This is a genomic window from Sphingobium sp. B2D3C, from assembly GCF_025961835.1.
In the GTDB taxonomy this organism is placed as follows: Bacteria; Pseudomonadota; Alphaproteobacteria; order Sphingomonadales; family Sphingomonadaceae; genus Sphingobium.
On the sequence record NZ_JAOQOK010000001.1, the window covers coordinates 2,502,399 to 2,524,925 of the forward strand.

16 protein-coding genes and 1 riboswitch are annotated in these 22,527 nt (G+C 65.9%); of the genes, 7 read left to right on the forward strand and 9 right to left on the reverse strand.

The features are described from left to right. Positions 1-14 precede the first annotated feature (14 nt). Entirely contained in the window at positions 15-485 is a 471-nt protein-coding gene (locus M2339_RS11680; protein WP_264606352.1) for a DUF4126 domain-containing protein, read from the forward strand. 126 nt (positions 486-611) lie between these two features. Here M2339_RS11680 and M2339_RS11685 read toward each other — a convergent pair whose 3' ends face one another. Together M2339_RS11685 and M2339_RS11690 are read right to left on the reverse strand one after the other, a co-directional pair. Next, positions 612-992 carry a hypothetical protein gene (locus M2339_RS11685; RefSeq protein WP_264586510.1) on the reverse strand — a complete coding sequence of 127 codons (381 nt, stop codon included), beginning with the start codon at positions 990-992 and terminating at the stop codon, positions 612-614. Between the two features lie 561 nt (positions 993-1,553). After that, positions 1,554-3,332 carry a tannase/feruloyl esterase family alpha/beta hydrolase gene (locus M2339_RS11690; protein WP_264606353.1) on the reverse strand — a complete coding sequence of 593 codons (1,779 nt, stop codon included), beginning with the start codon at positions 3,330-3,332 and terminating at the stop codon, positions 1,554-1,556. A gap of 494 nt (positions 3,333-3,826) precedes the next feature. Between M2339_RS11690 and M2339_RS11695 the strand changes: the two genes are divergently transcribed. Further along, positions 3,827-5,977: a TonB-dependent receptor gene (locus M2339_RS11695; protein ID WP_264586508.1), complete on the forward strand. Its 2,151-nt coding sequence runs from the start codon at positions 3,827-3,829 to the stop codon at positions 5,975-5,977. A 58-nt stretch (positions 5,978-6,035) separates the two neighbouring features. Here the strand turns inward: M2339_RS11695 and M2339_RS11700 are convergent, their stop codons facing one another. The 6 genes from M2339_RS11700 to M2339_RS11725 form a co-directional block, all read right to left on the reverse strand. Continuing rightward, entirely contained in the window at positions 6,036-7,274 is a 1,239-nt protein-coding gene (locus M2339_RS11700) for a GGDEF domain-containing protein (protein WP_264586507.1), read from the reverse strand. Between the two features lie 117 nt (positions 7,275-7,391). Next, positions 7,392-8,798, reverse strand: a complete 1,407-nt coding sequence (locus tag M2339_RS11705; protein ID WP_264586506.1) for an efflux transporter outer membrane subunit — start codon at positions 8,796-8,798, stop codon at positions 7,392-7,394. Between the two features lie 17 nt (positions 8,799-8,815). After that, a complete protein-coding gene (locus tag M2339_RS11710) occupies positions 8,816-11,992 on the reverse strand; it encodes an efflux RND transporter permease subunit (RefSeq protein WP_264586505.1) in 3,177 nt (1,058 codons plus the stop codon). Between the two features lie 125 nt (positions 11,993-12,117). After that, positions 12,118-13,377, reverse strand: coding sequence for an efflux RND transporter periplasmic adaptor subunit (locus M2339_RS11715; protein WP_413714829.1), 1,260 nt, complete (start codon positions 13,375-13,377; stop codon positions 12,118-12,120). Then, positions 13,374-13,778, reverse strand: a complete 405-nt coding sequence (locus M2339_RS11720) for a hypothetical protein (RefSeq protein WP_181558624.1) — start codon at positions 13,776-13,778, stop codon at positions 13,374-13,376. Before M2339_RS11720 ends, M2339_RS11715 begins: the two co-directional genes overlap by 4 nt. Before the next feature lie 325 nt (positions 13,779-14,103). After that, positions 14,104-14,706: a TetR/AcrR family transcriptional regulator gene (locus tag M2339_RS11725; RefSeq protein WP_264574370.1), complete on the reverse strand. Its 603-nt coding sequence runs from the start codon at positions 14,704-14,706 to the stop codon at positions 14,104-14,106. A gap of 171 nt (positions 14,707-14,877) precedes the next feature. Further along, a riboswitch (cyclic di-GMP riboswitch) is annotated at positions 14,878-14,955 on the forward strand. A 202-nt stretch (positions 14,956-15,157) separates the two neighbouring features. On the opposite strand from M2339_RS11725, the gene M2339_RS11730 reads away from it, so the two are divergent. The 5 genes from M2339_RS11730 to M2339_RS11750 all read left to right on the forward strand — a co-directional run bounded on the left by M2339_RS11730 (position 15,158) and on the right by M2339_RS11750 (position 20,736). Further along, entirely contained in the window at positions 15,158-16,282 is a 1,125-nt protein-coding gene (locus tag M2339_RS11730) for a hypothetical protein (RefSeq protein WP_264586504.1), read from the forward strand. Positions 16,283-16,393: 111 nt separating this feature from the next. Then, complete coding sequence (locus M2339_RS11735) at positions 16,394-17,998, forward strand: ShlB/FhaC/HecB family hemolysin secretion/activation protein (RefSeq protein WP_264586503.1); 1,605 nt, start codon at positions 16,394-16,396, stop codon at positions 17,996-17,998. 115 nt (positions 17,999-18,113) lie between these two features. Continuing rightward, entirely contained in the window at positions 18,114-18,584 is a 471-nt protein-coding gene (locus tag M2339_RS11740; RefSeq protein WP_264584203.1) for a DUF3237 family protein, read from the forward strand. Between the two features lie 3 nt (positions 18,585-18,587). Continuing rightward, positions 18,588-19,100, forward strand: a complete 513-nt coding sequence (locus tag M2339_RS11745) for a nuclear transport factor 2 family protein (protein ID WP_264586502.1) — start codon at positions 18,588-18,590, stop codon at positions 19,098-19,100. Positions 19,101-19,128: 28 nt separating this feature from the next. Continuing rightward, positions 19,129-20,736 carry a GMC family oxidoreductase gene (locus M2339_RS11750; protein ID WP_264606354.1) on the forward strand — a complete coding sequence of 536 codons (1,608 nt, stop codon included), beginning with the start codon at positions 19,129-19,131 and terminating at the stop codon, positions 20,734-20,736. Positions 20,737-20,760: 24 nt separating this feature from the next. On the opposite strand, the gene M2339_RS11755 is transcribed toward M2339_RS11750, so the two are convergent. Continuing rightward, positions 20,761-22,326, reverse strand: coding sequence for a carbon-nitrogen hydrolase family protein (locus M2339_RS11755; RefSeq protein ID WP_264586500.1), 1,566 nt, complete (start codon positions 22,324-22,326; stop codon positions 20,761-20,763). Positions 22,327-22,527: the final 201 nt, after the last annotated feature.

Below are 22,527 nucleotides of genomic sequence, written 5' to 3' on the forward strand. Positions count from 1 at the left end.
ACGGAGAACGCGACATGATCCGATCCTTCCTCATCGGCCTGGTGGCCGGGCAGCGTGGCATGACGCCCTTGGCGGCAGTGGCGACGGGCACGCGCAAGGGGGATATTCCGGTGGTGCTGCCTTTGCAGGGCCTGTTGCGCAATCCGCTGATCGCGGCGGGCACGGCGTCGCTGGCGGCGGCGGAGATGGCCGGCGACAAGATGAAGAGCGCGCCCGACCGGATCGTGCCGATCGGCCTCGCCGTGCGCAGCGTGACAGCGGCCTATGCCGGCGCCGCCCTGGCGCCACGCGGCCGCCGTGGGCTGGGCGCGGCCGTCGCGGTCGGGACGGCGCTGGCCTCATCCTACATCGGCTGGCGCGTGCGCTGCGCGGCGATGCGGCGTTATGGACAGACCGCGACCGGCTTTGTCGAGGACGCGCTCGTGCTGGGCAGCGGCCTTGCGATTGCGAGCCCAAGTGTGGCCGGGGCTGAACGATCAGCCTAGGCGGCGAGGGAAAGGTCAGTTGCTGCGCTGGGTGGCCGTTGTCCGATATTTCGATTGGTCAGCTGCCATTCCCGGTACGACGACTTTGCGGACATTCTCGTAGCGCTGGAATGTCCTGAAGGCGCCTTACAGATTACCGGCGAGGGTTGTGGTTTTGAGGACGAAGTCCATTGCCGGATTGAAGCAAAGCGACACGACAAGCAGCGACATAATTACTAGAAGAAGATTGGTCGCGACCGAGCCAATCAAAGGTCGCAAAGCCATTTTCAAAACCGCCGACGCCAGCCAGGTCCCTACTCCAATCGACATCGCGATGACTAGCGTCCACATGACCCCGTTCAGGATGTGAAAGCCATCGTTATCGTGGCAACCCGATCCAGCTTCACAATCGCCCATGATGTTGCCAACAAACACAGCGAATCCCATCCCAACAAAGAGAAGGACGCTAGGCAGACAGCCAAAAGGCATCGCTGTTTGAAGATGATGCTTAAACGAAGCGATGGTCATATCGTGATGCTACCGCCGCTCTCATCTGCGGTTCAAGCCAGAAGACCACAATCGGGATGTCCGCTCCCCACGCCAAACTGGCCGCTCATCCATCCTTCGTCACCTCTCCAAAGCGGCAATGGCTGTGGTCCGACCATGGTGTTGAATGCGGACTGATCAGGCGCGACGCCATTGCCGGCATTCCCTCCGTTCGTCCTGAGTAGCTGCTGAGCTTGTCGAAGCGGCGTATCGAAGGACCAGCCGTGCGCTGCAATGCTTCGATACGGGCCTTCGATACTCGCCTGCGGCGCTACTCAGCACGAACGGGGAAAACGGTAAGGACCGCATTTCGACGCAGACCGAGCGATCCTTGCCGCTCCTAAGCGGAGTTTCGTCACAAATGAAAATTGTCCACACGACCGCGGGCCATTTCCTCAAAATGCCGACGGACGCGGGATGGGAGGCGCTGCCCCTCATCCGACATGGCAGGTGCGCGCCGCGACGGTCTGGCAGACGGACGTCGCGCCTATCCTTGCAACGACGGCCGCGCCCGGACGGGGGAGATGGCGCGGCCGTCGGTGCTCAGGGCTGCGTGCAGCTGATCTGCGCCGCAGACTGATCCGATGTGTCGCCCGCCCGCCGGGCGATGGCGGGCGCCGCGCAGATAGGGCGCTGGATGCCGTTGAGGCCGGACATCGGCCCGGCGGTTGCGCTCAACTGATCGGGCCGCTTGCCCTGCTCCACCCACGCGACGAGGGCACCGAACGCATCATATTGATCCGTCGCCGGGCCGCCGGCGCAATGGCCCATGCCGGGCACTGGGAAGACGCGCACGAACTCGCGCGCGGCGCCCTTGTACCGGGCATCGACCTCGCCCCACCAAGCCAGCGTGTCGTTCACCGAGAAGACCGGGTCCGACATGCCATGCGGCACGATGAGCTTGCCGCCCCGCGCGCGAAACGCATCGAGGTCGTTCGAGCGCGCGCCGATATCCTGCCAGGCCGAGCGCGTGAACGGCGGCACCACCGCCTCGACGCCGGCGCGGGCGCGATCCATGTCGAGGCGCATGGCCCAAGCCAGCAATTCGTCAGGCGTGGCGCCGGCCAGAGCGGGCGGCGTCATGAAGACGGCCGCAAGCGAAGGCAGGCCCATGGCGACATTGATCGGCGGCACGCTGCCATCGGGCGTGCCCAGCATCCAGATGCGCCAGCCCATGTCCGCCCAGCCGGCATCCCACGGGAAGCCGGGATAGATTTGCGCGCCCTTGCTGTCCCGCGCGCCCTCGTGAATGCGCACCAGCGCATCGAGCTGTGGCTGGGAGAGGCAGCCCTCGGCCTTGTCGCCCTTGCACAGGCTGGCGTGCAACTGCGGCAGCACTCTGGCAGAGGTGCACTGGCCGACCGCGCCGATCAGGCCATCGGTCGTGCCGTCAAGCGCGTCGCAGGCGGTGCGCACGGCCTGCGCGACCAGCGCAAGATCGCCCATGCTGAAACTCGCGCGCAGATTGGCGAGCGTGACCGGCTTGCCCGATGCCTGCACGACGGAGGCGAAGGCCTGCGTGTTCCACGCCTCGGCGATCGCGGCCTTGGGCAGCGAGAAGCCGGGCGCGGCGGCGACAATCCCGTCGAACAGATCCGGGTAGCGCTGGGCGAGCATCATGCCTTCCTGCCCGCCCTTGGAGCAGCCGACGAAATAGCTCTGGCGGGGATTGCTGCCGTAGAACTGGCGGATCGCCGCCTTCGCCGCATGGGTGACGACCGGCAGCGAGGTGCCGCCATAATCGGCGCGCGCCTGCGGATCGAAACCGAAAGCGCTCGCGCCGCCGCGGGCGGGATCGCTATTGGTCGCATTATCGTGCCCGCTATCCTGCGAAAGCACGGCATAGCCCTGGACCAGGGCCGGCGCTGCGGCGGTCAGCCGACCAATAGCGTCGCCCAGTTCGCCATTGGTGCCGCCCCCGCCCGAAAAGAAGAACCGCCCGTTCCATGCCACCGGCAGACGCAGATGGAACCTGATCGCATAGGCCTGACCATCGACGCCGGTATGGGCACGCATCGCGCCGACGATGGCGCAATGAGGCGGTAGCTCGACTGACGGGGGCGTCATGCCGGGAGGGCCGGGCGGCACCGGCGCGGGGCCGGCGGGATTGAAGGTCGCGCTGAGCAGCCGGGTGGAGGCATCCGGCCAATGACCCGCCATCCTTGCCCCGAGCGCGGCGCATCGGGCGGTGGCGTCCGCGATGGTCGCGGCGGGTAGCGTTGAGGTCGTGCCGGACGGCGGGACTTCGGCCGCCCGGAGCTGGTGAGGAAGAAGCGCGAGGATGGCCGCAAGCGGCGCAAACATAAGGCGATGCATGGTCATGACGGTCTTCCGCTCCTCTCCACAAGGCGCCCTCACAGTAAACGCGTGACAGCGAATCAGCAATCGATTACAAATTTCGTGCAGAATGACTCTGTCCGGGAACTGTCGGGGTGTGGCCGCGATGATGATTTCCATTGCACGCCTCTCCCCATTCTCGCTCAGCGGTAACTGTGGACCGCGCGCCACAGGCAGACTATTTTCTTTTTCATATAAATGAAAGGAGTCGCCGAAACAAACGAAACCTCATAGACCAATGGCACAGCACGTCGCGATCCTCTGCCAGGCTCATGGAAGCCGCCAAAAATGGATGAGGCAGAGGCGCAGTCGGCGGACTGAAAATGAAAATGAGAAGCCTCGCGCGCACCTGAAGGCACAATAGCCAAAGGAGGCCGGGGAAACAGACAAGGGAGAGGGAGGATATGAAAGCCAATCGACAGGTTTATGCCGTCCGCGCACTGCTGACGTTGCTTTCGTCAACGACATGCATCGTTGCGATGGCACCAGCACTGGCGCAGCAAAACCCGCAGCAAGGCGAGGGTCTGGAAGAGATCATCGTCACCGCGCAACGGCGCGAGGAAAATCTCCAGAAGGTTGCCGTCGCCGCTACCGCGCTCTCAGGCCAGGGCCTGGTGGAGAAGGGCGTCACCCGGGTGGACGAGCTACAGACCGTGGTGCCCTCGCTCTCCGTTACCGACGCCGGGCTGACGCAGAACGTCAACATTCGCGGCATCGGCCTCGCCAGCGGATCGCCCGCAGTGGCAAACGGCGTGGCGACCTATGTGGACGGCATCTTCCAGCCGCCCATCGTCACCACCTCCAGCTTCTACGACATTGCCACGGTGGAAGTGCTGCGCGGGCCGCAGGGCACGTTCGTCGGCTCCAATTCGACCGGCGGCGCGATCTTCATCAACACCCGCAACCCCAATCTTGCGGGCGTGGAAGGCGCCATCGAGGGCTCGATCGGCAATTATGACGCCCGCAGCGTGGAAGCGGTGCTCAACCTGCCGCTCTCGCGCACGCTGGCCATTCGCGGCGCCGGCAAATGGCGCACGCGCGATTCCTTCTACACCGACATCGGCTCCGCCGGCAGCTCGGCCGGTCGGCTCGATGAGCTATCCGGCCGCTTCGGTGCGCTGTGGAAGCCGACCGAGAGCTTCCAGGCGCTGTTCAAGCTGGAAGCCGCGGACAAGGAAACTGGCGGCTATGCCTACCGCCCCATTACCGGCACCGCCTATGCGGCCTATCGGACCAGCGACCCGCGCCTGATCGACTATGATACGCCGACGCAGAATGACGAGAAGGCAATCCAGGCCTCACTGGAACTGCGCTACGAGCTGGGATCGGGCATCACCTTGCGCTCGCTCAGCGGCTACCAGAACAAGCGCATCTTCAACCTCTACGACAGCGATGCGACCAATGCCGCGCGCTACACTGCCGCCTTCCCGGTTGCGACGCAGCAGCAGTTCGTGCGCGAGCGGGTGTGGACGCAGGAGTTCAACATCATCTCGCCGACCGATCAGGATCTTTCCTGGATCGTCGGCGGCTATTATCAGCGCAACCGGATCGACGTGATCATCGAGAACCGCTCGGACGGCTTCCCGACGGACATTCTGATCGACAATGACAAGACCACCACCGGCGTCTTCGGCCAGGTGACGTACAAGATCACGCCGCAACTCGCGCTGGACGTGGGCGCCCGCTACTCGCACTTCTCGGTGACCGGCGGCGGCAGCGTCTCGATCGGTCTGGGCATCCCCACCTTCCCGCCAAACGGCTTGCAGGTGGCGGATCTGAGCGGCGATCATAAGGACGGGCGGATGACCGGCAAGGTCTCGCTCAATTGGACGCCGGACGAGAACAACCTGTTCTATGCCTTCGTCGCGCGTGGTTACAAGCCGGGCGGTTCTAACTCGCTGGTCTCCGAGTTCGATCCGGAAACGGTGATCGATTATGAAATCGGCTGGAAAGCGACGATGCTGGGCGGCGCGGTTCGCACCCAGCTCGGCGCCTTCTATTATGACTATAACGACTTCCAGTTCGACGCGCTGGATACGTCAACGGGTCAGACGGGGGTGACCAATCTTACCGGCGCAACGGTGAAAGGCGTAGAGGCGCAAATTCAGGCGCGCGTCTCTGGCTTTACATTCGATGCCGGCGTGGCTTTCGTCGACTCTTCTTTGGGCGATGCCACGTTCGTCGATACGCGCGCCCTTGCCCTCGCCTTCCCGGGGGTCACACCGGTCCAGCAATGCCCGGCGAACCAGGCTACCAACCTTCCGACCTGTATCAACTATACGCCGTTTCTGCGAAACACCGGCGGCGGCACCAATCTCTACTCGCCCAAATGGACCTATAATCTGGGTGCGCGCTACGACCTGTGGGTGGGCGACGTGAAGATCACGCCAAGCGTCAGCTACGCCTATGTCGGCCCGCAATGGACCTATATCCTTTACTCCCCCGTTAGCGACCGGCTGCCATCACGGGGTCTGCTCGGTGCCCGGCTCGGCGTGCAGAAGGGTAATCTGCTGGTCGAAGCCTATGGCACCAACCTGACCGACGAGACCTATGTCTCCGGCCAGTTCGGCAATAACGAGTTCTACGGCGCTCCGCGCGAATATGGCGTGCGGGTTCGTTACGACTTCTGATTGAGAGATGGGGCTGGTTCACTCGCTGTGGCCGGCCCCGCTCCTCTCCTGCCAGACCCTAGCCAGCGTCTTTCATGAGCGTGCGCGCAATGTAGCCGGACATGCCCGCCGAGCCGACAACGCGGTTCCGTCCGTTTGCCTTGGCCTTGTACAGTGCGCCGTCCGCCGCGCCGATGACATCCTCCACGGAGTCCTGAGCCGAAGGCTGCAACACCGCCACACCAATGCTGACCGTGACCGGCGCGACATCCTCGCAGCCGGGATGTGGAATGGCGAGATCGAGCACCGCGCGCCGGAGCGTCTCGGCAAAGGCGAGGGCCGGTTCGGGCGCAAGGCCATAAGTGATCGCGGTGAACTCTTCGCCGCCGAAGCGCGCGATATAATGTCCCTGCCGGTGAACCTCGCTCTGCAACGCCAAGGCCACCCGCTCCAGGCAGCGGTCGCCGGCATCATGCCCTGCGGTATCATTAAACAGCTTGAAGCGGTCGATATCGATCATGAGGATACCGAACCAGGCGTTGTCCGCGCTTGCCGCCGCCCATTTGCCGTTCAGCGTCTCCGAAAGACTCCGCCGGTTGCGCATGCCGGTCAGCGGGTCAGTCTCGGCAAGCTCCGCCAACGCCTTGGTCAAGGCAACAAGCTGGGCGGATTTGAGTTCGTCCCTCAGTTCGATGAGAAACGCATTTCGCGCAGAGCGCTCTGCCTGACAGCGCATAACGAGCGGCAGGAACGACGCGAGGGTAATGAATCCGCAGAGGGTAAGGGATTCGATGTTCGGCCCGCGCAGTAGAAAGGCCAGACCGAACATGGAGAGGATCGACAGCGTCGTGGTCGCCAGCGCCTGCCGCACCGAGGTAGGGATTGCGAGATTTTTAAAGATCAGCAGCAGTGCCGCGGCCATCAAATAGCGGTCGCTATGCGGTTGCCCCACCTGAAGCCCGAGATAGGTCACGGTCGCGACAAAGATCACCATGGGCAGGATGATGGCGGCGTTCTGCAACCGCTTCGGGCCCCGGATCATGATCACCATGGCCAGCAGATAGACCGGAGTCGTGATGCCCAACCGCAATGCCAGCCCCAGCTGCAGCTGACCGACGATATAATCCAGAGGCAGGCACGCCAGATTGGCAATCAGCGCCCCGATGTGCCAGCTGGCAATGGTTGTGCGCCTTTTCAGGTCAGTGCGGTCGAGATAGGCGGTTTCGAGGGACGGCTCCAGAGCGATCTGGCCAACAGGCCGCGACAATGCGCGTTCGATTGCTTCGATCCGCTCACTGGAAACCTGACTTTCGTCCATTGCTGACTCACAACAGCTTCTCAGCCGCATGGGCTATGGTGCGGATGTTAAGATGTCATTAGCATTTCAGCGTCGGTCGCGCGACTCTTCGCAAGTCCGGGGACCATTGAGCCTCGCTCAGCTCGCCCAGCTCCCACCCAGCGCCCGGAACACATCGATCTGCGCGCGCGCGACCTCGGCATCCTGCGCGGCGAGCGCGGCTTCTGCCTCTGCAAAGGTGCGCTCGGTGTCGAGCAGCTGGAGGGAGTCGATGGCGCCCTCGCGCTGCTGGGCACGGGTGATGCGCGCGGCGGCGCCGGCGGAATCGCGGGCCGCCTGCAGGCGTTGGCGGCGCTCCAGCGCGTGGCCGTAGGTCGAGAGCGCCGTCTCGGTCTCCTCCAGCGCGTTGAGCACCGCGCCGTCGAAGGCGGCAAGCGCGGCATCGCTGTCCGCCCGTGCGCCGGCAATGCGCGCGCGGGCGGCCTCCTGATTGGGGAAGGACCAGCTGATAAGGCCACCCAGCAGCCAGCGCAGTGGGCCACCGCCGAACATCGCACCGATGTCATTGCCGGTCGACCCGCCCGAACCGCCCAGGCTGATGCGCGGATAAAGGTCCGCCGTGGCGACGCCGATGCGCGCGGTTTCGGCAGCGAGACGGCGCTCGGCAGCGCGCACATCCGGGCGGCGGGCAAGCAAGGTGGCCCCATCGCCGACCGGAATGGCCTGCCGGATTTCCAGCCCGATGCTGCGCTGGCCGGCAATCTCCGGCAAGGCGTCCGGGGTCCGGCCGGTGAGCGTAGCGAGACGGAAGAGCGCGGCCTGACGCTGCGCCTCGATGAGCGGAATGTCGGCGGCGCGCTGGTCGCGCAAGGCGGCGATCCGCGAGACATCGAGCGTGGTCGCCAGACCCGCCTCGCGCCGCTTGCCGGTCAAGTCCAGCAACCGGTCGAGCAGGCCCACGATCTCGCGATTGACGGCCAGTTGCGCCGCGCCCGAGGCGGCATCGGCATAAGCCCGCGTGGTATCGGCGACGACGGCGACGCGCACGGCGTCGGCATCGGCCGCGGCTGCATCGGCATCGCCGCGCGCGGCTTCCACGCCCCGGCTCACACGCCCGAACAGATCGACCTCATAGGAGACCGACAGTCCGGCATCGAGCGCCCAATCCTCACGCGGCGCTCCCGGCGCGCGCTGGCTCGCGGGCAGGCGGCCATAATCGCCGCTGGCCGAAAGATCGGTGCGCGGCAGCCGATCCGCCCGGGCACCGCGCAGTCCGGCGCGGGCCTTCTCCAGCCGAGCGAGCGCGATGCGCACATCCGTATTGGCGGCGAGCGCGTCGGTGACCAGCCCGTCCAGCACGGGGTCATTGTAGAGCCGCCACCAGTCCGGCTGGACCGGGGCCGGCGCAAAGGCCGGGGCCGCGGCGGAAAGAAAGGGGCCGGAGGACGCCGAGGGGGGCGTGGGGGCGACGTAGTCCGGCCCCACCGCGCACGCTGAAAGCGCCAGCGCGGAAACAAGAGGTGCGAAGATGCGATGAGCAGTCATGATAGGGTCCTCCTCACTCACTCGGCGGGGGCCGGCACGGCATCGCCACCGGACCGCCCGCGCAGGCGTGCGATCCGGTCGCCGAGCGCGCGGCTCACGACGTAGAAAGTGGGCGTGAAGATGAGGCCGAAGATGGTGACGCCGGCCATTCCGAAGAACACCGCTGTGCCCAGAGCCTGCCGCAGTTCCGCGCCTGCTCCGGTGGCCAGCACCAGCGGCACCGCACCCAGAATGAACGCAAAGCTGGTCATCAGGATCGGCCGCAGGCGCTGCCCGGCAGCGTGGACGGCGGCATCCAGCGTGCTCATGCCGTTCTGCTCGCCCTGCCGGGCGAACTCGACGATGAGGATCGCATTCTTGGCAGCCAGCGCCACAAGCACGATCATGCCGATCTGCGTGAGCACGTTATTGTCCATGCCGCGCAGGTTGACGCCCACCAGAGCCGCCAGCACCGACATCGGCACGATCAGAATGATCGCGAGCGGCATGACAAGGCTCTCATATTGCGCCGCCAGCACTAGGAAGACGAGCAGCACGGCGAGGCCGAAGACGAGGCCTGCAGTATTGCCAGCCGTCTTCTGCTGATAGGCGATGCCGGTCCACTCATGGCTGAAGCCACGCGGCAGATTGGCATTGGCGAGTTGCTCCATGGCATCCAGCGCCTGACCCGAGGATGCGCCGGGCGCGGTATCGCCATCGATGGCGACAGCGGGCGCCAGATTGTAGCGCTGCACCCGATACGGGCCGGTCGTATCCCGGAAGGTGGCGATCGAGCCGATTGGCACCATCTGGTTATAGTCCGAGCGCGTCTGCAAGCTGGCGATATCCGCCGTGGTCCGCCGGAAGGCTTCGTCCGCCTGCGCGGTCACCCGATAGGTGCGGCCAAGCAGGTTGAAGTCATTGACGAAGGCCGAGCCCAGATAGATCTGCAGCGTCTCGAACACCCGCTCCGGCGGCACGCCCAGCATCTGCGCCTTCTCGCGGTCGATATCCGCGAAGATGCGCGGCGTCGCGGTGTCGAAGAAGGTGTAGACGAACGAGAGTCCGGGCGTCTGATTGGCCGGGCCGATCACGCTGTAGGCTGCCTGCTCGAGCGCCTTGTAGCCGGCGCCCTCTCGATCCTGCACCATCAGGCGGAAGCCGCCCGCCGAGCCGATGCCGCGAATGAGCGGTGGCTTGACGATCATCAGGCGCGCCTCACTGATGTCGGCGGTCGCCTTGCGGGCTTCCTCCATCAGCTTGTCGATGGTCTGACCCTTGGCGGCGCGCTCGTCGAAATCATCGAGCACCCAATAGGCCGCCGACGAGCTGGCGTTGCGCGTCTCCGAGGCGCCGTCGAAGCCCGAGAGCATGACCGCGTTGGTGATGCCCGGAATGGGCAGCATCCGCTCGGCGACCTTCTTCATCGCCGCATCGGTGCGCGCGGTGGAGGAGCCGGGCGGCAACTGGATGATCGTGAAGAAATAGCCCTGGTCCTGCGCCGGGATGAAGCCCGACGGCGTGTAGACCAGCGCCGCGACGGTCACCGCGATCAGCCCGACATAAGCCGCCATGATCCTCTTGGGCTGGCGGACCAGCCGCGCGGTGAGGGTCGCATAGCGGGCACTGAACCGGTCGAACCCGCGATTGAACGCATCGCCTGCCCGCTCGGTGAGCTGGCGCCAGCGCGGCGCGCCCTCCGGCAGGGCATGGCGGTGCCGCAGCAGCAGCGCCGCGAAGGCGGGCGACAAAGTGAGCGAGAGGACCAGCGAGATGATCGTCGCGGCCGAGATGGTGATCGCGAACTGCTGGTAGAAGGCGCCGGACATGCCGCCGATGAACAAGGTCGGCACGAACACGGCGCACAGCACCAGCACGATGGCAATGAGCGCCCCCCCCACCTCGTCCATGGAGGTGCGCGCCGCCTGGAGCGGGGTCATCCCGTTTTCCAGATTGCGCTCGACATTCTCGACCACCACGATGGCGTCATCGACGACGATGCCGATGGCGAGCACGAGGCCGAACAGCGAGAGGTTATTGATGGAATAGCCCATGCCCGCCAGCACCGCAAAGGTGCCGATGAGCGAGACCGGGATCGCCAGCACCGGGATCAGCGCCGCCCGCCATTTCTGCAGGAAGACGATGATAACGAGCACGACGAGGATCACCGCCTCGACCAGCGTTTTCACGACCTCGTCGATGGACTTCTGGATGAACTCGGTGGGGTTGTAGACGATGCGATATTCGAGGCCCTGCGGAAAGTCCTTGGCCAGGACGTTCATCTCGGCCTTGATCGCCTCGGCGGCGGCCAGCGCATTCGATCCCGGCATCTGGAAGACGGGGATGATGACGCTGTCCTTGTCGCCGAGATAGGCCGACGTGCCGTAATCCTCGGCGCCCAGTTCGACACGGGCGACATCGGAGACGCGGACCTGCCGGCCCTGATCGTCGGTGCGGATGACGACATTGGCGAACTGCTGCGGATCGGTGAAGCGACCCTGCGTCTCGACATTGAGCTGGAAGGCCGATCCGCCCGAGGGGGGCTGGCCGAGCGTGCCGGCCGCAACTTGCACATTCTGCTGGCGCAGCGCGGAAACGATGTCGCCGGCCGTCAGACCCAGCGCCGCCGCACGGCGCGGATCGATCCACACGCGCATGGAGAGATCGCGCGAGCCGAACAGCTGCACGTCGCCCACGCCCTCGATGCGGGCCAGCCGGTCCTTGATGCGGGTCTGTGCGTAATTGGAAATATACTCGCGATTGAGCGAGCCGTCGGGCGAAATGAGGTTCACCACCAGCAGGAAGTCCGGCGAGGTCTTCTTGGTAACGATGCCGAGGCGCTGCACCTCCTGCGGCAGGCGCGGCTCGGCAATGGCGACACGGTTCTGCACCAGAACCTGCGCCTCATCGAGGTCCGTGCCCTGCTTGAACGTGACGGTGACGACCACGCGTCCGTCCCCCGTCGATTGCGACGAGAGATAGAGCATGTTCTCGACGCCGTTGATCTCCTGCTCGATCGGGCTGGCAACGGTTTCCGCCACAGTCTCGGCAGAGGCGCCGGGATACATGGCCGAAACGGTCACCGTCGGCGGCACCACCTCGGGATATTGCGAGACGGGCAGGAAGAAATAGCTGATCGCGCCGATGATCGTGATGATGACGGCGATGACCGCCGCGAAGATCGGCCGGTCGATGAAGAAACGGGACAGACGCATGAGGAGCTCTCCTCGGGGCAGCGCTCAGAGCATGTCCGGGTCAGGCGGCTTCACCTGACGGCTCGGACATGCGGAAAGCAAAAGGGACCGGATCATGATCGGCTTCAGGCGAAGCCGATCATGATCTAGCGCGTAAACGTGGCCTGGCCGGACATCAGCGCGGTCGCGGCGGCAGGCGTCGCGGGCTGCGTCTCGGGCACAATGCGGCCTTTGCGGACCTGCACCTTGCCGCCGGGCATGGCGAGCTGGGTGCCGACGATCACCACCTGATCGGCCGGATCGAGCCCGGCCCGCACGACGCGCAGGCCATCCACGACCGGCCCAAGCTCGATCGGCTTGGCGGCGACGGTGCCATCCTTGCCGACGACGAGCAGCGTCTTGCGCGCCTGATCGGTCTGCACGGCGGTGTCCGGCACCAGCAGCGCGCGGGTCGGCGCGCCGGTGGAGAGGCGCATGTTGCCGAACATGCCCGGCGTCAGGAACAGATCGGGATTTGGCAGCACGGCGCGGGCGCGAATGGTGCCCGAGCGCGGATCAAGGCCGTTATCGGTAAAGTCGAGCTTGCCCTTCCAGCGATAGGCATTTTCGTCCTGCAGCTTGATCTCGACCGGCGTGGCGTCGGCATCGGCATCACGCTTGGTCTTGAGGAACAGCGCTTCGGACCCCTCGAAGGTGAAGTAGATCGGATCGAGCGCGTTGATGGTGGTGAGCAACGTGCCGGATGCGCCCTCTCCCGATGAGGCGAGGTTGCCGGGGTCGATCCGCCGATCCGAGATGCGGCCGCCAATGGGCGCGCGCACGGTGGTGAACTCAAGGTCCAGCGCGCGACTGCGGGCACGGGCCTGCGCACCGGCCAGCGCAGCCGATGCCGCCGAGACGCGGGCGCGAAGACGGTCGACTTCGCTCTTGGAAACGGCTTCTACCGCCACCAGCCGTTCGGCGCGCTCAAGATCGCTGCGGGCCAGCGCCAGATCGCTCTGGGCCGTCGCGACACCAGCGCGCGCCTCGGCCAGCGCGGCCTGGAAGGGGCGCGGATCAATGGTGAAGAGCGGCTGGCCGGCGCGGACCATCTGACCGTCCGTGAAATGCACGGCCGTGATCTGGCCGGAAATGCGCGGACGCACCTCGACCGCGCGGCTCGGCTCGAACCGGCCGACATAATCGTCCCACAGCATAATCTCGCGCGCGAGCGGCGCCGAGACGGTGACGGTGGGCGCCGCCATCGCGGCCTGCGCCGGGGGCGACGGGCGCATCAGCGCGTAACCGCCGGCAATGGCGAGCACCGGCAGCGCCACCCAGGCGGCACGGGTCAGCGAGCGCCGCCGCGTCGTGCCACCTTCGATGGGCGTGGCTTCCGCCGGGCTGAGTTTCTTGAGCATGTTCATGCGCGGTTCCTCCGCTTGATCGACAGACGCAAGGCCCCGATGTGGCGGAGCAGCGTCTCATATTGATGGGTCGTATAGCCGGCCTCGTAAAAGCGACCGAGCTCGGATGGGGCGATGTTGTAGCCATGGTGCCAGCTCAGCACCGCGATGCGCCGCAGCGCTTCGAGGCGCGCGCTCGCCAGCGGCATGGCCCGGCGGAAGCCGAAGACGAGGCGCAGCAGGCGGCCCAGGCGGCTCTCCTCGCGCAGCGAAGACAACCCGTCTTCCCGCGCAAGGCGGACAATCGTCCACTCGACCGGAAGGAGGTGGCCATCCTGCACCTGAAGGCTTGCAGCCTCCGATGCAGTGACACCCGGGACCATCGCCCGTGCCCCGCCATCTCTCAGATCCAGATATGCCATCACCGTGTCTCCTCCTGCTTCCCCGGCAGGCACGACGGGGCAGCCCCGGACAGCCAGTGCTGCCGGGCGCGCGCATCGCGGATGCCAGGGACCGATCCGGGAAAGACGGTGCGCGACCGGCGCGTCCGTCCCGAAACCAGAACCTATGAAATTGCTGTCAAATCAAGTCGGGCAAGCAGAACGCGCCCGGCCAAGCCGCACGCACCCCCATGCCTTCTGTACTGACTGGTATATTAATCGGATATTCAGGCGTCAACCCGGTTTTTTGTACCGACCGATATTTTATTTTGCAGCGCGCAAAATCGGTCTTGGGTCCGAGGGCGCTTCAGCGGCTGGGCCACATCCCCATGGTGGTCTCGGCAACGCGCTCCAGCTCCTCGCGCGTGGTGCCGGAGCCGGCCAAAACCGCCATGCCCTGCAAAACGGCGATGAGATATTTCGTGATCGCTTCCGCATCGGCGGGCCCGACAAACTCGCCCTCGTCGATGGCGCGCTGCATCCGGGCCACCAATGCCCGCTTCACGGTCTCGCCGCGCTTGAGCACTTCCTCACGGATCGATTGCGCTTCCGCGCCACAGGCGGTGACGCTGATCACGCTGAGGCAGCCGGTGGGCTGGCCATTGCCGGCAATCGTGGAGAGTGCGCCATCGAGCAGATGCTGCGCCACGCCGCGCGCGGTGGGCATATCCAGCGCCGGACCGATATAGGCCAGCTTTTCCCGCTCGTAGAGATCGAGCGCCTGGCGGAACAGGGCCTCCTTGTTGCCGAACGCGGCATAGAGACTCGGGCGGGTGATCCCCATCGCGTCCGTCAGTTCGCTGAGCGACGCGCCCTCATAACCCTTTGTCCAGAACACACGCAACGCGGCCGCAAGCGCCTGCTCGCAGCAAAATTCGCGGGGCCGACCCCTGATGGCGGTCTGTTCCATATCGGGCGGTATAGAATTCCTCGACGGGCTTGTCGAGTCCGGTGCGACGAAGGGAGCCAGGACGGTCCCGCTCGATCGGCACGTTCTCCCAAGCATGATAAAAGTTAAGTTCAGACTCTTTTCCATGAACCTTTTCCGGAGCTTGACATTTCAAGCGCAGGATCACTCCGATCCCGATAATGGCAAAGCGGTGGTGACGCCGTGACGCAAAGCTTCCGGCCTTGGGTTCAAGGTAGCGGGGTTGCCGAAGGAGCCGAGGTCGGAGCTGTGTGTGCGTGTCTACGCCTCGCTCTGGCTATGATCGCTCCACACCGCTCCGCGCTACGTGGGCCTGCCATCGGATAGCTCCGTCTCCAGCCCGGCTGCAAGCCTGACAGGAGATGACGCAATGGCTCAGGTTCTTTCCACGACGACATTCCGATCCAACAGAACGTCACGACTATGCCGGGCCATGCCCGCCATAGCCGCCTGCTCCGCGCTCGCCATGCTGCTGAGCGCCTGCGAGACCAGCGGTTATTCCCGCTACGCCAATGTCGGCTCGCCAGCGCCCGGGTCGGGCGGCAGCAGCGATGGCGGCAGCAACAATGGCGGCGGCGGCACTGACACGGGCGGCGGCGGAAATACCGGCGGTGGGAACACCGGCGGCGGAAATACCGGGGGCGGCGGATCGGCCGATGGCGGCGGCGGCACCGGTGGCGGTCTGGCTGGGGGCGTCGTTACGCAGGTCTCCCCGGTTCTGGCGACGGCCGGCAATGCCGTGCTCGGCGTCGCGGATGGCCAGCAAGGCGTGACCACCCCCATCGCCGCTGCCTTGCCAGTCACGCAGCCCGTGACCGGCACGATCACGCGGGTGCTGCAGGATACCGGCACGGTGCTGGTCGATGCCGGCGAAGGCCGCACGTTGCTGCTGCAGGGCGCGCAGGGCGTGGTCGGCGATATCGTGTCCATCGACGTTGGCGGTCGCACCGTAACCAACGGTCTTGATGGCACCGCAGGCGCGATCGGCGTTGGCGTGCTCGGTGACACCCAGCCGACGGGCACGCTCGCATCCGCCGGCGTGCTGAACGCAGGCAATACCGCGCTGGCCACCGTGAACGGCATCGCCGATGTGCGCGTGACCAACATTACGGCGCCCACCGGCGGCATTTCCGACAATCTGCTGAATGTCGCGCTCGGCGGCAATCAGCTGCTGGGGAGCGGCGATCCGGCGCTGGTCAACGCCAATGTGCTGCCGAACGGCGCGTCCCTGCCCGGCGGGGGCACGGGGGCCGTGGGCGGCGTGCTCGGCGCCGTGAGTTCGACCGTTGGGTCTGTCGGCGGCGCCGTGGGCGTGGGCGGTGACGTGTCAGGCGGCGGCGTGCTTGGCGGTGGAACAGCCACGGGCGGCGACGTAAATGGCGGCGTGCTCGGCACGGTCGGTGCCACGGTCGGCTCGGTCGGCGGTGCGCTAGGCGTTGGCGGCAGCGTCGAAGCCGGTGCAGGCGCGGGGGCCGGCACGACGACCAATGGCGGCTTGCTGGCGCCGGTAACCGGCACGCTCAACACGGTCGGCACTTCTCTGGGGCTGGGCCGCTAAACAGCCAAACGGCCTCAAGTCGCCGAACCTCGGCGCAACCTTCCCTCCGGTGCGCGGCGGGCGGTCTCAAGACCCGCCGCGCACCCACCGCTCCCATTCCGAAAGGTCCATATGGTCGCGCTCCTGCCTGCAGCCATTGCGCTGATCGCCATCGCCCAACCCACGGGCAGCGGCCTGACACCGCCCCTCATCGATCAAAGCCAGCCCGGCCCCGCCCCGGTGCTGCCCGCACAGGAGCGGCAGCCTGCGGATGATCCGACAGGCCAGGTGGCCGTCGAGGCGCAGGCCACCGCCGCGCCGATCCGCAGCGTGACCTTCTCCGGCGTCGACGCGCCGGCGCCGGTCGCCGAAGCTGCCCGGGCCTTCGTCGGCCAGCCGGCCACGCGCGAGACTCTGGGCGCCCTCGCCAAGAGGATTTCCGATGCCTATGCCAAGACCGGCATCGCGCTCTATACGGTCGCCATTCCGCAGCAGGATCTGGCCGAGGGCCATGTCCGCGTACTGCTGGCCGAAGGGTTCATCGAGGATATCGCTTATCCCAAGGGCGCCTCGCCGCTCATCCAGGCCTATGCAGCCCCGCTGGCGCGCGAGCACCCGCTCAGCCGCCGCACGCTGGAGCGCAGCCTCTCGCTGATGCGCGACATTCCCGGGGCGAAGATCGACGCCAATATGTTGCGCGGCGCGCAGGCCGGTGGCGTTCGCCTCGCGATTACGCCGGAGCGGGAGTATAGCGATTTCTCCTTCGGCTTCGATAACCGCACGCAAAGCGGGCTGGGCAGCGGCCAGTGGCGCGCATCGGCCAAATTCTACAGCCTGCTGCGCGATGGCGACCGCAGCGACCTGACCCTGCTCAGCGCCGCCGATCTCAAGCGCTATCGCTATGCCGGGTTCAGCCACCAGACGCCGCTCGGCACGGACGGCCTCACTCTCGGCCTCTCGACCTCCTGGCTGGATACGCGACTGCAGGCGCCCGCGATCGTCGGCGAGGCGCAGACGCTCGGGCTCAGCCTCTCCTACCCCGTCATTCGCGGATATAAACGCAATCTCACCGTCAGCGCCGGCATTGACGGGCTGAACAGCGATGCGGCCTATCTCGGATCGGTAATTTCCTCCGACCGCATCCGGGCCGTGCGCGCGGCCGCCGGCTACTCGATCGTGGCGGACAAGAGCGCCTTGAGCCTTGCCATCACCGGCAGCCGAGGCCTCGATATGCTCGGCGCGCGCGGGGTGCCGGGCTTTACCGATATCGACTTCACCAAGATCGCAGGGCGCGCCAATTATGATCGGATGATCGGCAAGCGCCTTGTCGGACGGCTGCGGCTGAGCGGCCAGTATAGCGGCGACCGGCTGGGCGGCAACGAGCGCTTCTCGGTGGGCGGGCCGGAGATCGGCCGCGCGTTCGAGACGGCGCTGCTCAGCGGCGACAAGGGCATGGCCGGCCTGTTCGAACTGGCCCTGCGTCCCAAACTGCCCACGCGCCTGCAGGGGTCGGAAGTCTACGGCTTTGTCGATGGTGCCCGCGTGCGCCTCAACGCCCGCACCGGCCTGCCGGCAGCCAGCTATTCCATGGCCTCGGCCGGCGGTGGACTGCGCCTCAACTATACCACCCGCGCTTCGCTCTCGCTGGAGGCCGCGCGCGTTATCGAGGCACCCTTTCCCAACGCAGGGGACGGCTGGCGCTTCAACATCGGCTGGTTCCTGAAACTGCGGCGATAACCGAACGCGCGGCTCCCGCTTTTTTGCCTTGGCATTCGCAGGCGGGTTCCGGCACAAGCGTGTGCAGACAAAATCAATCTGACGAGCGGCACGAACGCTCGCGGGGGAGGATGATGTGCACGTTCCGGCGCTCGACCTGGCTTTCCACGTTCGCCTCGATTTCGGCGAAGGGCCGCGCACGCGGTTCCAGCCGGCCTTGCAAAGCTACACGCGCGGCTTCGTCGCGCTCGCCGGCGGGGTGGTGAGCGGCCCGCGTCTTTCCGGCCATGTCGTGCCCTATTCGGGCGGGGACTGGCCCCGGCTCTGGTCCAGCGGCCTTGTCGAATTCGAGGCGCATTACATGCTGGAAGCCGATGACGGCGCCATGATCTACATCCACAATCGCGGCATCGCCTATGCCAATCCGGAGATGACGGCACGGATCGAGGCCGGCGAGCAGGTCGACCCCCAGGACAATTATTGCCGCATCACACCGCGCTTCGAGGCGCCGGAAGGGCGGCACGGCTGGCTCAACCGCACCGTCTTCGTCGGCATTGCCGAGCGGCGGGGCAATTCGACCTTCTTCGATTATTATGCGGTGACCTGAAGCATGACCACCCGCCTTTCCGCCGACGATCAGTTCGGCATCCGCGATGCCATCGCGCATTATGCCTGGGCGCTCGATACCGGCAATGTCGACGCTTTCGTGGGCTGCTTCACCCGTGACGGGCTGCTGATCTGGGATGCGTTCGAGACGCCGCTGCGCTGGCAGGGCGCGGACGCCATCCGCCATTTCGCGACCTTCATCCGCGACCAGCCGGCCTCGGCGGGGCGGCAGCATCATGTCACCAACATCATCGTCACGCCCTGCGAGGGCGGCGCGCGGGCGATCTCCTATGGCGCCGTGGCGCTGCGGCAGGGCGATGGCCCGCACGCCCTGCACGTGATGGGCTATTATGAGGACATCTTCCGGCAGGAGGATGGCGTGTGGCGCATGGCGCAGCGCACGATCCGCGACTGGTCCGGCCCGATCCTCGCGGCCTTTGCGGGGCAGACGGGCGCGCGGGAAGGTCGACCGCTGCCGCCCCCGCTCAAGGGGCTGCTGTACGACAGGCAGGATTGAAGCAATTCAGGCAGGCGGACCGGGCGAGATGGAGATGGATGAATTCGACTATATTGTGGTGGGCGCGGGATCGGCGGGATGCGTGGTCGCATCGCGGCTGAGCGAAGACCCGGGCACGTCGGTTCTGCTGCTGGAGGCGGGCGGCAGCGACAAGCGGCTGGACATCGCCATGCCGCTCGCCTTCCTCAAGACCATCGCCGACCCCAAATTGAGCTGGGGCGACATGGGCGAGCCGGAGCCGCATCTCAATGGCCGGCGGATCTGGATTCCGCGCGGCAAGGTGCTCGGCGGCTCCTCCTCGATCAACGGCATGTTCTACATGCGCGGCCACCCCAATGATTTCGACACCTGGGCGCAAATGGGCGCGCGCGGCTGGAGCTATGACGATGTGCTGCCCTATTTCCGGCGTATGGAGGATAGCTGGCGGGGCGAAAGCGCCTATCATGGCGTGGGCGGCCCGCTGCATGTCGCGCCGATCCAGACCGGGCATCTCCTCCACGAGCCATTGCGGCAGGCCACGCTGGCGGCCGGGTATCCGGCGACCGACGACATCAATGGCGCGGATGCGGAAGGCCCGGCGCGCGGCGAGGTCACCATCGACAAGCGCGGGCGACGGGCGAGCGCGGCGGCGGCCTATATCCGCCCTGCCCTGGGCCGCAAGAATCTGGACGTGCGGCTGAAGGCACTCGCCCACCGCATCCTGTTCGACGGCAATCGCGCGGTCGGCATCGAATATTCGGTGGACGGCCAGACCCGCCAGGTGCGCGCGCGCCGCGAGGTCATCCTGAGCGGCGGCGTCTATAACAGCCCGCAGCTGCTCCTGCTCTCCGGCGTGGGGCCAGCCGCACAGCTTGCCGAGATGGGCATTGCGGTGAAGGCCGATGTGCCCGGCGTCGGCCGCAACATCTCCGAACATCCCTGCTGCATGATGGAGTTCGCGGCGACCAGGCCGGTCACCTTCGTCAAGGAACTGCGGCTCGACCGGGCGGCGCGCCATTTCGTCCAGTGGCTGATGCTGGGCACCGGCAAGTTCGCGACGCAGCTCAACAGCTGCAATGTCATCCTGCGCACCGATCCGGCGCTGGCGCAGCCGGACATTCAGCTGATGTGCAATCCGGTGACCTTCGGCGCGCGGCTGTGGATGCCGCCCTTCCGTCCCGCACCGGCGCACAAGCTGGCCTGCGGCGTAGTGGTGCTCAACCAGCGCAGCCGCGGCTGGATGACGCTCCGCTCCACCGACCCGAACGACCGCCCCGCCATCACCCTCAATCTGATGGACGACCGCTGGGACATGCAGACCATGATCCGCGGCATCCGCGAGGCCCGCCGCATCTACCGCACCGCCCCGCAAGCCGCGCTGACCGGCACCGAACTGATGCCGGGTGAGCAGGTGCAGAGCGATGACGAGATGGAAGACTGGGTGCGCCAGGTGGTCGAGATCGGCCAGCACGCCGTCGGCTCCTGCACCATGGGCACCGGGCCCGATGCCGTGGTCGACCCCGCGCTGCGCGTGAAGGGCGTCACCGGCCTGCGCGTCATCGACGCGTCGGTCATGCCGACCGTGCCCGGCGCCAACACCAATGCGACCGTGATCATGATCGGCGAGAAAGGCGCCGATCTGGTGAAGGCAGGCTAGAGCCGTCCCCGTCCCCGGCTTGCCTCAGCGCGCCCGCTTGGTGCGCGGCTCCTTCCATTGCACGCCGTAGAGGTCGAAGCGGCGGTCGCGCAGGTTTTGCACCGCGCCGCTCTGCCGGCTGGTCAGCAGATCGTCGAGGGAGAGGTCGGCAATGGCGATCGTCTCGGTATTGGGCGCGGTGTCGGCGGCCACGCCATCGCGCGCGAAGGGGAAGTCCGAGGGCGTGAGGATCGCGCTCTCGGCATAGTGAATATCCATATTCTCGACATTTGGCAGATTGCCGACAACGCCGGACGTGATGACATAGCACTGGTTTTCCACCGCCCGCGCCTGGCAGCAATAGCGCACGCGCAGATAGCCGCGCCGCTCATCGGTGCAGAAGGGCACGAACAGCAGCAGCGCGCCCTGATTGACGAGGTGCCGCGCCAGTTCCGGGAACTCGGAATCATAGCAGATCATCACGCCGATCGGCCCGCAATCGGTGGGGATGGCATCGGCGCCGAACCCGCCCTTGATGTTCCACCAGCGCCGTTCCGATGGCGTGGGGTGCAGCTTCTCCTGCGTGTACATCGCGCCATCCCGCAGGAAGACGTAGCTGATGTTGCGGATATCGCCATTCTCCACCCGCGTCGGGTGCGAGCCGCCGATGATGTTGATGTTGTAGCTGACCGCCAGCTTTTCCATGAACGCGCAGTAGCGCTCGGTATATTCTGCGATCTTCCCGATGGCCTCGCTCGGCGCCAGCTTGGCGCGCGAGATGGAAAGCAATTCCAACGTGTAGAGCTCGGGAAACACCACGAAGTCAGCGCGGTAATCCGCCGCGACGTCGACGAAATACTCCACCTGCTCCTCGAACTGCTCGATCCGTGTAATGCCGCGCATCTGGAACTGCACCGTGGCAACCCGCACCGATGACGGCAGCTTGAGGGTGCCATGGTGGGCGCGCCCTGTCCCCTCCTCGGGCGCCAGCGGATTGGGCCAGAACATGAGTACGGCATTGCCGGCGCTGTCCCGGTCGCCCGGCAGATAATCCGGTAGGATGCCCTTGGCCTGAAAGCCCTGCCCCAGCTGGAAGTTGATCACCGGATCCCGCAGCTTGCGCTCGATCGCGGCATCGAGATAGGCCTGCGGATCGGGATAATCCCGCCGGCGGCGTGCATAGCCCGGCAAGCGACCGCCAAAGGCGATGCCCTTCAGCTCGAAATATTGGCATAGCTCCTGCCGTTTGCGGTAAAAGCGCTGGCCGATGCGCAGACGCCGGAAATCGGGATCGACGCAGACTTCCATGCCGTACAAAACGTCCCCTTCCGGGTCATGGCGCGTGCCGAAGCCATCGCCGGTGATTTCGCCCCAGCTGTGCGGCGGGAAAGCAATCTCCTGCGAGACGATGAGCGTGGCGCAGTGGCCGACGATCGTGCCCTCATAATCGGCGACGAATTGCCCTTCGGGGAAGTTGTTGATCTGGCCGCGAATTTGCGCGGCGGTCATGGCCTCGGCCTTGCCATAGACCTTGGTGGAGAGCCGGGCGATTGCGCGCGCATCCTTAGCGAGCGCGGGACGGACGATGAGTTTTGCCTGTGTATGAGCCATGCAGGCGATATAGCGCGATCGCGCCCAGCGTCCATGTTCGTGCAGTCCGGCTGTCCCCACATTGTCTTGCACCCCGGCAATCGGACGACTAGCCACCCCCTGTACGCAAGGGCAGTCTGGGCGGTTTTCGGGAACCACTCGGTCCTGAAGCGTTTGTTATGCTGGCTTCAAAGTCGCGGACGGCTGGAGCGGGCAACCACA

Excerpts from the sequence above, each read along its gene's own strand:
- M2339_RS11690 (WP_264606353.1), bottom strand. The coding sequence starts at position 3,332 with ATGACCATGCATCGCCTTATGTTTGCGCCGCTTGCGGCCATCCTCGCG.
- M2339_RS11720 (WP_181558624.1), bottom strand. The coding sequence starts at position 13,778 with ATGGCATATCTGGATCTGAGAGATGGCGGGGCACGGGCGATGGTCCCG.
- M2339_RS11680 (WP_264606352.1), top strand. The coding sequence starts at position 15 with ATGATCCGATCCTTCCTCATCGGCCTGGTGGCCGGGCAGCGTGGCATG.
- M2339_RS11725 (WP_264574370.1), bottom strand. The coding sequence starts at position 14,706 with ATGGAACAGACCGCCATCAGGGGTCGGCCCCGCGAATTTTGCTGCGAG.
- M2339_RS11700 (WP_264586507.1), bottom strand. The coding sequence starts at position 7,274 with ATGGACGAAAGTCAGGTTTCCAGTGAGCGGATCGAAGCAATCGAACGC.
- M2339_RS11705 (WP_264586506.1), bottom strand. The coding sequence starts at position 8,798 with ATGACTGCTCATCGCATCTTCGCACCTCTTGTTTCCGCGCTGGCGCTT.
- M2339_RS11715 (WP_413714829.1), bottom strand. The coding sequence starts at position 13,377 with ATGAACATGCTCAAGAAACTCAGCCCGGCGGAAGCCACGCCCATCGAA.
- M2339_RS11735 (WP_264586503.1), top strand. The coding sequence starts at position 16,394 with ATGGTCGCGCTCCTGCCTGCAGCCATTGCGCTGATCGCCATCGCCCAA.
- M2339_RS11755 (WP_264586500.1), bottom strand. The coding sequence starts at position 22,326 with ATGGCTCATACACAGGCAAAACTCATCGTCCGTCCCGCGCTCGCTAAG.
- M2339_RS11710 (WP_264586505.1), bottom strand. The coding sequence starts at position 11,992 with ATGCGTCTGTCCCGTTTCTTCATCGACCGGCCGATCTTCGCGGCGGTC.
- M2339_RS11730 (WP_264586504.1), top strand. The coding sequence starts at position 15,158 with ATGCCCGCCATAGCCGCCTGCTCCGCGCTCGCCATGCTGCTGAGCGCC.
- M2339_RS11750 (WP_264606354.1), top strand. The coding sequence starts at position 19,129 with ATGGAGATGGATGAATTCGACTATATTGTGGTGGGCGCGGGATCGGCG.
- M2339_RS11695 (WP_264586508.1), top strand. The coding sequence starts at position 3,827 with ATGGCACCAGCACTGGCGCAGCAAAACCCGCAGCAAGGCGAGGGTCTG.
- M2339_RS11745 (WP_264586502.1), top strand. The coding sequence starts at position 18,588 with ATGACCACCCGCCTTTCCGCCGACGATCAGTTCGGCATCCGCGATGCC.
- M2339_RS11685 (WP_264586510.1), bottom strand. The coding sequence starts at position 992 with ATGACCATCGCTTCGTTTAAGCATCATCTTCAAACAGCGATGCCTTTT.